The sequence below is a fragment of the Xenorhabdus lircayensis genome (assembly GCF_016306625.1).
GTDB lineage: Bacteria > Pseudomonadota > Gammaproteobacteria > Enterobacterales > Enterobacteriaceae > Xenorhabdus > Xenorhabdus lircayensis.
On record NZ_JACOII010000037.1, the window covers coordinates 89,162 to 101,309 of the forward strand.

A 12,148-nucleotide genomic window follows, 5' to 3' on the forward strand; every position below is an offset into this window, starting at 1 on the left:
CGGGAGAGAGTAAATGCATATTGAAGTACAACGAATATATAAACCTAAACATAAGCAACCCATAAGAAACTTAAGGAGAAATAATGTTTAAAGTTGTGTTCGATAAATATATAGCCTCAGTTTTGGAAAAGTCACCGACAAAACTCGCTTCTCTATTTTGTGAAGATGGTATTCTGAAGTTACCATTTCGTACCAGTCGCGATACAATTGAAAGCCAGTCACAGATACTTGAGCATTATTCAACAAGTTTTGGTCAGGCCCCCCTGATCTTTACATCGGTTCAGGATATAGAACTGTACCCTACAGATAATCCTGATATTTTTATCGTTGAATATCGACTGAATGGCAAGACATTGCCACATAAAAAAGATTTTTATTGTTTATACATAAATGTATTTAAATTGAACAACGGTAAGATTAAAGAATTACATGACTATGAGGATGTCCTTAACCGAACAGCCATTTTTTCTTGATTTTTACTGTTCTTAATCGTAAATAAGTGGATATTTACAGGCCTGTTCCTTATAAAATCATTTATCTTTATAAATTTTTATTTATGGAACAGGCAATTAGATCAGTTTCTTATTCAAAATTCAGATTGTAAAAGAGTCCACATGAAAACAAATAATCAAGATACTTATGATACTGACGTAACGTCTTTTGAAAATGCCTTGGGCTGGCTCCAGTGTGTTCTAGTGGCAAGAAGAACCATCACAAATCCGGAAGGTATTTCATGGCCACAATATGATACTTTACATTTACTTCGACAATACCAGCCGATGAATCCTAGTGTGATTGGCGAAAAACTCGGTTTTACCCGCTCTAAGATGTCTAAAATTCTAAGATTGTTAAAAGATAAAGAATTTATTGAACAAGAAGCGGGGGAAAACGATAAACGAGAGTTGGTCACTAAATTGAGTCCAAAAGGGCTAACATTTTTGCAGCGGGTCGAGTCCAGCAGGCATAACATGGCTGATATTGTCGTGTCTAATATGTCCCAAGGTGAAATCGCCATATTTACAGAGCTTTGCCACCGTGCCGCAGATCTTTTGTATGCCCAAACCCCACTTCGTGATGAGGATTGAGCAGTTACGGCTTTCGTTTTGAGAGCCGCAACTTGAAATTTATAGGATATGGTACTAAAAATTAATGCTGTTCAGGACGCTTAAACACTAATTCGTCCCCGTTGGAGAGGGATTCATCAAACGCATACCCTTCCAGATTGAACTCCACCAGCCGGGCGGGATCAGTCAGTTGATGCTGGATGATAAAACGGCTCATCAATCCACGCGCTTTTTTAGCGTAGAAACTAATCACCTTGTATTTGCCCTTTTTTTCATCCAGAAAAACCGGCTTGATCATCTTGGCTGCCAGATTTTTGCGATTGACCGATTTGAAATACTCATCGGAGGCCAGATTGACCAGAACATCATCACCCTGTTGTTCCAGGGCGGCATTTAAGTTTTCCGTAATACGGTCACCCCAGAACTGATACAGGTCTTTACCGCGCGGATTTTCCAGTTTAATCCCCATTTCCAGACGATAAGGCTGCATCAAGTCGAGAGGACGCAACACCCCATACAGGCCGGATAGAATCCTCAAGTGCGTTTGGGCAAAATCAAAATCGCCGGCGGAGAAAGTTTCGGCCTGCATCCCGGTATAAACATCGCCTTTAAATGCCAAAATCGCCTGACGGGCATTTTCTGGGGTGAAATCAGGCTGCCATTCACCAAAACGCGCGGCATTCAACCCCGCCAATTTATCACTGATACCCATCAAACTGCCGATTTGCGCCGGTGTCAGCGTCCGGCAAATCTCGATCAGTTGCTGGGATCCCGCCAATAACTGCGGTTGGCTAAACTTTTCTGTTGCGAGAGGACTTTCATAATCGAGTGTTTTTGCAGGTGAAAGAGTAATAAGCATCATTTTTTCCTCATAATCCAGACTTTCCCCACTTTAGCAAAAAAGCACGCAAAGGGGAGAATCTCGGTGAGACGATTTTCCTACCTTACAGCCGCGCTTGACCATGTTATTATCACCGGATGGCGAGGCAACGCTGCCAACAATTTTACGTATAACGATGAGATATTAAACATGACCGATAAACTGACTTCCCTGCGTAAACTGACAACAGTAGTAGCAGATACCGGGGATATCGCGGCAATGAAACTGTATCAGCCGCAAGATGCGACCACCAACCCTTCCCTGATTTTGAACGCTGCGCAAATTCCAGAATATCGCCAACTGATTGATGAAGCCGTTGAATGGGCGCGTAGTCAAAGCGACTCCCGTGAACAACAAATTATTGATGCCGGCGATAAATTGGCTGTCAACATTGGTCTGGAAATTCTGAAACTGATCCCCGGCCGGATCTCCACAGAAGTTGATGCGCGTCTGTCTTATGACACCGAAGCCAGCGTCGCGAAAGCAAAACGCCTGATCAAACTGTACAACGAAGCGGGCATCAGCAACGATCGCATTCTGATTAAACTGGCTTCCACCTGGCAAGGCATCCGTGCTGCGGAACAACTGGAAAAAGAAGGCATCAACTGTAACCTGACACTGCTGTTCTCCTTCGCTCAGGCGCGTGCTTGTGCCGAAGCCGGTGTCTACCTGATTTCGCCATTTGTCGGCCGTATCCTTGACTGGTACAAAGCAAACAGTGGCAAGCAAGAATTCGCACCACATGAAGATCCGGGTGTGGTTTCCGTTGCTGAGATTTATCAGTACTACAAAGAACACGGTTACAACACGGTTGTGATGGGAGCCAGTTTCCGTAACTCTGGTGAAATTCTGGAACTGGCAGGTTGTGACCGCCTGACAATCTCTCCGGCACTGCTGAAAGAGCTGTCTGAAACCGAAGGTGAAGTCGAGTGCAAACTGGGTTATGAAGGCGAAATCAAAGCACGTCCAGCGCCAATGACTGAAGCCGAGTTCTACTGGAACCACCACCAAGATGCAATGGCAACTGAAAAACTGGCGGAAGGTATCCGTAAGTTTGCAGTAGACCAAGGCAAACTTGAGAGCATGATTGCTGATCTGCTGTAATCTCCGGCGATACGCTATTTTTCTTGCACCATGTTTCTTACACAAATATCTTATACAAAGGCGACATAATATGAGTCGCCTTTACTCAATAAATTTCAAGTTGCAGCCACACATTTTATTCTTTTTTCTTATTTTTATAGCGAATTGAGGTTTGTATGAATGTATTGCGCATTGGCCTCGTGTCTGTTTCTGATCGCGCTTCACAAGGGGTTTATCAGGATAAGGGGCTGCCGGCACTGGAAGCGTGGCTGAAAAGAACCATTACCACACCTTTTAGCATAGAAACCCGCCTGATCCCTGATGAGCAAATCCTGATTGAACAAACATTGTGTGAATTGGTCGATGAACTGGGATGCCATCTGGTACTGACCACCGGGGGAACCGGTCCGGCACGTCGTGATGTCACGCCGGATGCAACACTGGCTATTGCTGATCGTGAAATGCCCGGATTTGGGGAACAGATGCGCCAAATCAGCCTGCAATTTGTGCCAACTGCCATCCTGTCCCGACAAGTCGGCGTGATCCGCAATCAAGCGCTGATCCTCAATCTTCCCGGACAACCAAAAGCCATTGCAGAGACGCTGGAAGGATTGAAAGACGAAAACGGCAAGGTGTTGGTCGCGGGAATTTTTGCCAGTGTTCCCTACTGCATCCAACTGCTCGACGGCCCTTATGTGGAAACGGATGAAACCGTTGTCGCTGCGTTCAGGCCGAAAAGCGCACGGCGCTTATAATCATCGAGTGAGAAGGTTCTGAGTGCATTCAGAACCTTTCAGGGTCAATGAGATAACATTATTCACGCAAGCTACGGCCATGGGTTTCAATCACCTGCTGATACCAATAAAAACTCTGCTTACGGCGTCGTTCCAGTGTGCCTGTTCCCTGTTCATTCTGATCAACATAGATATAACCGTAACGTTTGGTTATCTCGCCTTTTGAAGCACTGACCAAATCAATCGGCCCCCAACTGGTATACCCCATCACATCCACCCCATCTTCGATCGCTTCCCTGACTTGGAGCAGATGATCGTTAAGGTATTGGATACGATAGTCATCCTGAATACGGCCATCCACATCCGGCGTATCTTTCGCCCCCAAGCCATTCTCAACAATAAACAATGGCTTCTGATAGCGATCCCACAGCAAATTCAATATCGTGCGCAAACCAACGGGATCTATCTGCCAGCCCCACTCTGAACTGGGCAGATAAGGATTAGCCACCATATGCAGGATATTGCCCTGCTGTTTCTGGTATTCCGCTTCATCCGCTGTCGTGCAACCACTCAAGTAATAACTGAATGAAATAAAATCGACGGTATTTTTCAGATCCTGCCTATCTTGCCCTGTTATGGTAAGTTCGATGTCATGTTCGCGAAAATAACGCAGCATATAGCCGGGATAATTGCCACGGCATTGAACATCGCCAAAAAACAACCATTTTTGATTTTGCTGCAACGTCGCCAGCACATCTTCGGGTTTACAGGTTAATGGATACATCAGACCGCCGAGCAACATATTGCCAATCTGGGCATCCGGAATGATTTCTCGGCACAATTTCACCACTCTGGCACCGGCAACCAATTGATGGTGAATAGCTTGATAGATCTCTGATTGACTGCTGTTTCTCGGCAAGCCTACGCCTGTCAAGGGTTCATGCAGCGACATATTAATTTCATTGAATGTCAGCCATAATTTCACTTTCTTCTGGTAGCGGGTAAATACCGTGCGTGCGTACTGTTCAAAAAACGCGATTAGTTTACGATTTCCCCACCCGCCATATTTTTTGACTAACATCCACGGCATTTCATAGTGAGATAGTGTAATCAAAGGTTGAATGCCATATTTGGCCATTTCGTCGAACAATTTGTCATAAAATACCAACCCCGCTTCATTAGGCTGTTCTTCATCCCCATGTGGAAAAATTCGGCTCCAGGCAATAGAGGTACGTAAGCATTTAAACCCCATTTCTGCAAACAGGGCGATATCTTCTGGGTAACGGTGATAAAAATCGATGGCAATATCCTTGAGATAACGTGTTTCATCCGCAGGATCACGCTCAACAACGGGACCAATAATCCCCTGTGGCAAAACATCTGATGTAGAAAGACCTTTTCCGTCAGTCAAATAAGCACCTTCAACTTGATTGGCCGCAATCGCGCCTCCCCATAGAAAATGCGTTGGAAACTGTTTCATTCAAATCCCCTCTTATAGATGTTTAAGGTTTGGGTAGGAATTCAGATTAGTCTTTATCGGCTTTATCTTCTGTAGGCGGATGAGTAACAGCAGGCAGACCAAACATCCACGTCAAAATGGTCGCAATGGCAAATGCCAGCAATGTACCAATAATTGCGCTCCATACCGTGTTATCGACTCCTGACGGCGGGATCATTTGCGTAAAAGTAAAAATATTGCCCAATCCTATTGAATAGACGGCACTTTGGTAATAGCCAGTCACAGAGCCACCTATCGCTCCAGCTATACAGCCAAAGATAAATGGCCGGCGGTAAGGCAGGGTAACCCCATAAACCGCAGGTTCAGTGATACCAAATATTCCCGCGGTAACAGCAGAACCAGATAACATTTTCAATTTAGCATCGCGGGTACGCAGAAAAACACCTAATGCCGCTCCCGTTTGCCCTATTACGGCAGGTAACAACAAAGGGGTTAACGTATCATGTCCTAAAACCGTTAAGTTGTTGATCATGATTGGCACTAATCCCCAATGCAAACCGAAAATGACACAGACTTGCCAGATAGCTCCCATAATCGCGCCTGCCATAGCCGGAGCAAATTCATATATTGTTTGATAACCATAAGCTAATAAATGACTTAGCCATGTAGCCACTGGCCCTATAACAATAAATACCAACGGAACAACCAGTACCAAACAAATAAGCGGTGTAATAAAGGTTTTAATGGTGGCAGGCAGATGGGCGTTTAATTTCTTCTCTATCTTACAGCTTATCCAAGAAGCAAAAATAATTGGGATTACAGAAGCGCTATAATTCAAAAACGAGAGAGGAACTCCCATAAAATATTCAGTTGTACTACCCGTAACACTTGACGTCTCGAAAGCAGAGATGATCAAAGGATGCACCAATGCCCCACCAATCCCCATCGTAATAAATGGATTACCGCCGAATTTTTTACCTGCGGTATAGCCAAGTAATAAAGGAAAAAAATAAAACAGCGAATCACTGGCTGCATACCAGATGCGATAAGTACCACTGTCAGGCGTTAACCAATGAAATGCAATGGCAACGGCAAGTAAGCCTTTTAAAATCCCAGAAGCAGCCATCACGCCTAAAAATGGGGTAAAGATCGCCGAAATAATATCGATAAAACGGTTAAATAAATTATCTCGTTTGTCAGTTGGATTACCCACTGAGGATGTTTCATCAGGAAGCGTCAATATTTGTTGAATAACCTGATAGACCTCTTTGACTTCATTACCAATCACAACCTGAAATTGCCCGCCACTCTCGACAACCGTAATGATACCGGGATGGGATTTTAGTTTATCAATATCGGCAAGAGTACGATCCCGCAGTTTAAAACGCAGCCGAGTTGCACAATGAACGAGACTGGCAATATTTTCTTTGCCGCCAACACCTGTAATAATTTCTTGGGCCAGCATCTGGTATTTCATCCACTTCCCTCGTTTCCGCATTGCCTATACATCTAAAATCTATTGGTTTTTGCCAGCAGCTCAATTTTCGGACGACAGAAATGTGATTGTGATCGCTGGATATTTATTAATCCTCTATTGGGTGAAGCTCGAACATCGATTAACTTACTATCTTTTTGCGGTTAAATTCGGCATATTGTAGAGTACAGAGATAATTTCTATACTCTATAAAATAAATGCCAAATTGCTGCTCGTAAGACTAAATCACCTATCATAATGTGCTTATACTCATCGTGCTTGAAGATGCATTTATTCTCCCTCGCTACGCGAGGAAGAATAAGGCGCCTCTGTTTTGCACGATGTAATTTAAAGTTTATAGGGTATATGTTTATCGCAGCGCAGGAGAGATAATCAATACAGCTTGAAGTACAACGAGTATAAATAGCCATAATTCAGAGGATCGCAACAGATAAGTGAAGGATTGGAGTTTATTCTATATTGATTGGTGCTGGCGCAACGGTTGTTATGGATCTTTGGGCGGTTTTCATGAAAAGGTGTTTCGGCATTCCCTCACTGAACTATAGCATGGTAGGGCGCTGGCTCGGGCATATCCCCAAAGGGAAATTCATTCATACCAGTATCCTGCAAGCCGAACCCGTGAAAGGTGAAACCGGAATGGGTTGGTTTGCTCACTATCTTATTGGGATCATTTTTGCGGGCTTGCTATTACTCATTTGTGGGTTAGATTGGGCGAAACAGCCAACTTTCCTGCCGGCTTTAATTACAGGTATCGTTACTTTAATTGCCCCTTTCTTCATTATGATGCCTGGCATGGGCATGGGTATTGCCGCCTCTAAAACACCAGCTCCCAATACCGCCAGATTAAGAAGCCTGATGGCACATATTTCTTATGGCGTTGGCCTGTATTTAGCAGTGTTATTATTCACTTTATTTTCTTGATTTCATGTCCCAATAAGCTTAAATCACCGTCGATAAATTTATATTATTTATCGGCGGAAGATCCTTTTTTCCCCTTATATATTTGAAATACGACGAATATGCACTCAACTTATGAAATTTCCTGATCCCTCGCGCCACGAGAAGTCAGGAATTAATTTATGATTTTAAGATGTCATTTAAAAATTGCAGAATAAATGTCTTTTAATATAGCATAAGTTTTATTTTCATCTATTTTGAGTCTGGCAAAATTATTGAAAATAATCACCTCAAATCCTATTTTATAACTATAAATCGGTAAATTATGTCACAACATCAAAATCGAAGATTAAACAGGCAGGACTATAAAACTATGTCTTTAGCCGCCTTAGGCGGTGCTCTGGAGTTTTACGACTTCATTATTTTTGTCTTTTTTGCCGTTGCGCTTGGAGAACTCTTTTTCCCTGCGGATATACCTGAATGGCTTAGGCAACTACAAACATTTGGTATTTTTGCTGCGGGCTATCTAGCCCGGCCTTTAGGTGGGATCATCATGGCTCATTTTGGTGATCTGGTTGGGCGCAAGAAAATGTTCTCGCTCAGTATATTGCTGATGGCCGTACCGACGCTGACCATTGGGATGCTACCCACCTATGATGTCATTGGCATTGCCGCCCCCATACTACTCTTGCTCATGCGAGTCATGCAGGGAGCCGCGATTGGTGGAGAAGTTCCCGGTGCATGGGTCTTTGTGGCCGAGCATGTTCCGCATAAACGTGTCGGCTTTGCCTGTGGCGTTTTGACGGCAGGATTGACCATGGGTATTTTGTTTGGTTCTCTCGTCGCAACCATTATTACTTCCATTTATACCAACCAGGAAATATTGGATTGGGCATGGCGTCTGCCATTCTTTCTAGGTGGCATTTTCGGCCTATGTGCCATGTACCTGCGCCGTTGGCTGCATGAAACCCCTATCTTCAAAGAAATGCAGGAACGCAAGGCGTTGGCAGAAGGGCTACCGCTGAAATCCGTGGTTTTTAATCACAAACGCGCCATCATTATCTCCATGCTACTGACATGGTTACTTTCCGCTGGCATCGTGGTCGTTATCTTGATGACACCCACCTATATGCAGACAGTATTCCATCTGGAACAATCGCTTACCCTGAAAGCAAACAGTCTGGCGATCATCTCATTGGCGATTGGCTGTATATCTGTAGGGTATTTATGTGATAAATGGGGAGCGGGTATCGTGCTGATCGTCGGTTGTATTCTATTGGCCGCCTCAACATGGTTTTTCTATCACAATATCAGCCATGAACCGATCAAATTATTTAGTGCTTATGCCATCGTTGGGCTGGCTGTCGGCGTGATTGGAGCAGCTCCGTTTGTCATGGTTAACAGTTATCCCCCAGAAGTCCGGTTCAGTGGCATTTCATTTTCATATAATGTGGCCTACGCCATTTTTGGTGGACTGACACCGATCCTCGTTACTCTACTGCTGAAATATACTTCACTGGCACCCGCCTACTATATTATGTCCTTATCGGCTGTCGGGATCTTATTAGGGCTTTATTTGCGAAAAAGATCAGTATGAGAAGAGAATAAAGTAGGCTAATTCCCACAAAAAAGAACAGGATGAGCATAAATACTCATCCTGTCTAAAAATGGTTAAGCGTGTTTCACTTCACCAATCGGCAGAATAGTACGGCCATATTGCTCATTCAGAACTTCAGCCATTGCCAGATAGAAAGCACTCGCACCACAGATGACGCCTTCAAAACCGGCGAACGTCAAGATGCTGGCATTGCCCGTGATATTGCCAATCGCCAGCAGTGCGAACAGTAGCGTCAAGCTACCAAACACAAATTGCAGGACGCGGTTGGCCTTCAACGTACCAAAGAACATGAACAGGGTAAAAATTCCCCACAGAGCGAGATAAACTCCGAGAAATTCATGGCTAGTTGCTTCAGCCAGCCCCATCGTTGGCAGGAAAAGCAAGCCGACCAAGCTTAACCAGAACATACCGTAAGAGGTAAATGCGGTTGCAGCAAAAGTATTCCCTTTTTTGTACTCAAAGATGCCAGCCAGCACCTGAGCCAAACCACCATAAAAAATTCCCATGCTCAAAATAGCCGACGCCAATGGGAAAAAACCTGCATTGTGCAAATTCAACAAAATGGTTGTCATACCAAAACCCATCAAACCCAATGGGCCTGGGTTCGCCAACTGATTAGAGTGCATACTTCCCCTAGAAAATATAAATAAAACAAAATATTAAAAAAGTTCTCATGGTGCTTTTCTACACCAAGAAACCATAAAAGGCGGCGAATCATAATGTGATGGCATCAACTACACAATGGCCTCAGAAAAATTTTTTTATTAAAACTTAACTTTTTTTCAGTCAAGCCCTTGATGATGAGGTGAATGACCCCATCTAAGTCTCAACTACAGTTACTACTGATATTTCAGCATTAGCTGAAAACATAAAATGAGGAATTTCTGGCAAACAGTGCCATTGAAAAGAAAATATTCGTCCTCATATAGCTTAGTAACTTGACCGAATATATGAATTCTTTGTGGAGGCGTTTAGATGGGTAAAATCATTGGTATCGACTTGGGAACTACCAACTCTTGTGTAGCAATTATGGACGGCACAACCGCGCGCGTGCTTGAAAACAGCGAAGGTGACCGTACCACACCTTCTATCATCGCGTATACTCAGGATGGTGAAACTCTGGTTGGTCAACCAGCTAAACGTCAGGCTGTTACTAACCCGCAAAATACTCTGTTCGCCATCAAACGTTTGATTGGCCGTCGTTTTCAGGACGAAGAAGTTCAGCGTGACGAATCCATCATGCCATACAAAATCATGGCAGCGGATAACGGCGATGCATGGTTAGAAGTGAAAGGCCAGAAAATGGCACCCCCTCAGGTTTCTGCTGAAGTTCTGAAAAAAATGAAGAAAACAGCGGAAGACTATCTGGGTGAGCCAGTAACCGAAGCTGTTATCACCGTTCCTGCATACTTCAACGATGCACAGCGTCAGGCAACTAAAGATGCTGGCCGTATCGCAGGTCTGGAAGTTAAGCGTATCATCAACGAACCAACCGCTGCGGCTCTGGCTTATGGCCTGGATAAAGAAATCGGCAACCGCACTATCGCTGTTTATGACTTGGGTGGCGGTACTTTCGATATCTCTATCATCGAAATCGACGAAGTTGATGGCGAAAAAACTTATGAAGTTCTGGCAACCAATGGTGATACCCACTTAGGTGGTGAAGACTTCGACAGCCGCATGATCAAATATCTGGTTGACGAGTTCAAGAAAGAACAAGGCATCGACCTGCGTAACGATCCACTGGCAATGCAGCGTCTGAAAGAAGCCGCAGAAAAAGCGAAAATCGAGCTTTCTTCTGCACAGCAGACTGACGTAAACCTGCCATACATCACCGCTGATGCGACCGGTCCTAAGCACATGAATGTTAAAGTTACCCGTGCGAAACTAGAATCTCTGGTTGAAGATCTGGTTAAACGTTCTATCGAGCCTCTGAAAGTCGCCCTGAATGACGCTGGTCTGTCTGTAACTGACGTCCAGGACGTGATTCTGGTTGGTGGTCAGACTCGTATGCCAATGGTGCAGAAAGCGGTTGCAGATTTCTTCGGCAAAGAACCACGTAAAGACGTGAACCCAGACGAAGCAGTTGCTATGGGTGCTGCGGTTCAGGGCGGTGTACTGGCAGGTGACGTGAAAGACGTTCTGCTGCTGGACGTAACTCCACTGTCTCTGGGTATCGAAACCATGGGCGGCGTGATGACTTCCCTGATCACTAAGAACACCACTATCCCCACCAAACATAGCCAAGTGTTCTCTACAGCGGAAGACAACCAGTCCGCAGTAACCATCCACGTACTACAGGGTGAGCGTAAGCGTTCCAACGATAACAAATCTCTGGGTCAGTTCAACCTGGATGGCATTCAGCCAGCAATGCGCGGCACGCCACAGATCGAAGTAACTTTCGACATTGATGCTGACGGTATCCTGCACGTTTCTGCGAAGGACAAAAACTCTGGTCGTGAGCAGAACATCACCATCAAGGCTTCTTCTGGTCTGAACGAAGAAGAAATCCAACAGATGGTACGCGATGCAGAAGCAAACGCAGAATCTGACCGTAAGTTTGAAGAGCTGGTTCAGATCCGTAACCAAGCTGACCAACTGATTCACGGTACTCGTAAACAAGTTGAAGAAGCTGGCGACAAACTGACTGCGGACGAAAAAGCGGCAATCGAAAAAGCGACTGCGGAACTGGAAACGGCTGCGAAAAACGAAGACAAAGCTGAAGTCGAAGCGAAGATTCAGGCTCTGGTTGAAGCTTCCAAGAAACTTCTGGAAATCGCACAGCAACAAGCTCAGGCTGGTGCTACTGACGCGGGCGCAAGCAACACGAAAAAAGAAGACGACGCTGTAGACGCTGAATTCGAAGAAGTTAAAGACAAAAAATAATAGCCCTTAGCGGGCAAAGTAACAGGGCGCCT

General features: G+C 44.6%; 10 protein-coding genes and 1 pseudogene. 7 read left to right on the forward strand and 4 right to left on the reverse strand.

The window, feature by feature from the left end; all coding sequences use genetic code 11:
- The first annotated feature begins 83 nt into the window (after window positions 1-83).
- The gene (locus H8A87_RS10145; protein ID WP_198689850.1) at window positions 84-473 is read left to right on the forward strand and encodes a nuclear transport factor 2 family protein; all 390 of its coding nucleotides are present in this window, start codon (window positions 84-86) and stop codon (window positions 471-473) included.
- A gap of 141 nt (window positions 474-614) precedes the next feature.
- Window positions 615-1,085: a MarR family winged helix-turn-helix transcriptional regulator gene (locus H8A87_RS10150; RefSeq protein WP_198689851.1), complete on the forward strand. Its 471-nt coding sequence runs from the start codon at window positions 615-617 to the stop codon at window positions 1,083-1,085.
- 61 nt (window positions 1,086-1,146) lie between these two features.
- Here the strand turns inward: H8A87_RS10150 and yaaA are convergent, their stop codons facing one another.
- Window positions 1,147-1,923, reverse strand: a complete 777-nt coding sequence (gene yaaA, locus H8A87_RS10155) for a peroxide stress protein YaaA (RefSeq protein WP_198689916.1) — start codon at window positions 1,921-1,923, stop codon at window positions 1,147-1,149.
- A gap of 171 nt (window positions 1,924-2,094) precedes the next feature.
- On the opposite strand from yaaA, the gene tal reads away from it, so the two are divergent.
- Window positions 2,095-3,048 (forward strand): transaldolase, encoded by a 954-nt coding sequence (gene tal / locus H8A87_RS10160; protein ID WP_198689852.1) that lies wholly within the window; start codon window positions 2,095-2,097, stop codon window positions 3,046-3,048.
- A gap of 155 nt (window positions 3,049-3,203) precedes the next feature.
- Window positions 3,204-3,782 (forward strand): molybdopterin adenylyltransferase, encoded by a 579-nt coding sequence (gene mog / locus H8A87_RS10165; protein WP_198689853.1) that lies wholly within the window; start codon window positions 3,204-3,206, stop codon window positions 3,780-3,782.
- A gap of 58 nt (window positions 3,783-3,840) precedes the next feature.
- On the opposite strand, the gene H8A87_RS10170 is transcribed toward mog, so the two are convergent.
- Together H8A87_RS10170 and H8A87_RS10175 are read right to left on the reverse strand one after the other, a co-directional pair.
- Complete coding sequence (locus H8A87_RS10170; protein WP_198689854.1) at window positions 3,841-5,241, reverse strand: glycoside hydrolase family 1 protein; 1,401 nt, start codon at window positions 5,239-5,241, stop codon at window positions 3,841-3,843.
- A gap of 73 nt (window positions 5,242-5,314) precedes the next feature.
- Window positions 5,315-6,697: pseudogene (locus H8A87_RS10175) on the reverse strand (PTS transporter subunit EIIC); the annotation flags it as partial.
- A gap of 477 nt (window positions 6,698-7,174) precedes the next feature.
- On the opposite strand from H8A87_RS10175, the gene H8A87_RS10180 reads away from it, so the two are divergent.
- Both H8A87_RS10180 and H8A87_RS10185 read left to right on the forward strand, forming a co-directional pair.
- Window positions 7,175-7,636, forward strand: coding sequence for a DUF2938 domain-containing protein (locus H8A87_RS10180; RefSeq protein WP_269749541.1), 462 nt, complete (start codon window positions 7,175-7,177; stop codon window positions 7,634-7,636).
- A gap of 301 nt (window positions 7,637-7,937) precedes the next feature.
- Entirely contained in the window at window positions 7,938-9,209 is a 1,272-nt protein-coding gene (locus tag H8A87_RS10185) for an MFS transporter (protein WP_198689857.1), read from the forward strand.
- Between the two features lie 74 nt (window positions 9,210-9,283).
- Here H8A87_RS10185 and satP read toward each other — a convergent pair whose 3' ends face one another.
- Window positions 9,284-9,856 carry an acetate uptake transporter gene (gene satP / locus H8A87_RS10190; RefSeq protein ID WP_198689858.1) on the reverse strand — a complete coding sequence of 191 codons (573 nt, stop codon included), beginning with the start codon at window positions 9,854-9,856 and terminating at the stop codon, window positions 9,284-9,286.
- A 349-nt stretch (window positions 9,857-10,205) separates the two neighbouring features.
- On the opposite strand from satP, the gene dnaK reads away from it, so the two are divergent.
- Window positions 10,206-12,116 carry a molecular chaperone DnaK gene (dnaK, locus tag H8A87_RS10195; protein WP_198689859.1) on the forward strand — a complete coding sequence of 637 codons (1,911 nt, stop codon included), beginning with the start codon at window positions 10,206-10,208 and terminating at the stop codon, window positions 12,114-12,116.
- Window positions 12,117-12,148 lie beyond the last annotated feature (32 nt).

Bases quoted from the DNA above. Each gene is read 5' to 3' on its own strand.
- H8A87_RS10145 (WP_198689850.1), top strand. From the start codon at position 84: ATGTTTAAAGTTGTGTTCGATAAATATATAGCCTCAGTTTTGGAAAAG.
- H8A87_RS10150 (WP_198689851.1), top strand. From the start codon at position 615: ATGAAAACAAATAATCAAGATACTTATGATACTGACGTAACGTCTTTT.
- yaaA (WP_198689916.1), bottom strand. From the start codon at position 1,923: ATGCTTATTACTCTTTCACCTGCAAAAACACTCGATTATGAAAGTCCT.
- tal (WP_198689852.1), top strand. From the start codon at position 2,095: ATGACCGATAAACTGACTTCCCTGCGTAAACTGACAACAGTAGTAGCA.
- mog (WP_198689853.1), top strand. From the start codon at position 3,204: ATGAATGTATTGCGCATTGGCCTCGTGTCTGTTTCTGATCGCGCTTCA.
- H8A87_RS10170 (WP_198689854.1), bottom strand. From the start codon at position 5,241: ATGAAACAGTTTCCAACGCATTTTCTATGGGGAGGCGCGATTGCGGCC.
- H8A87_RS10185 (WP_198689857.1), top strand. From the start codon at position 7,938: ATGTCACAACATCAAAATCGAAGATTAAACAGGCAGGACTATAAAACT.
- satP (WP_198689858.1), bottom strand. From the start codon at position 9,856: ATGCACTCTAATCAGTTGGCGAACCCAGGCCCATTGGGTTTGATGGGT.
- dnaK (WP_198689859.1), top strand. From the start codon at position 10,206: ATGGGTAAAATCATTGGTATCGACTTGGGAACTACCAACTCTTGTGTA.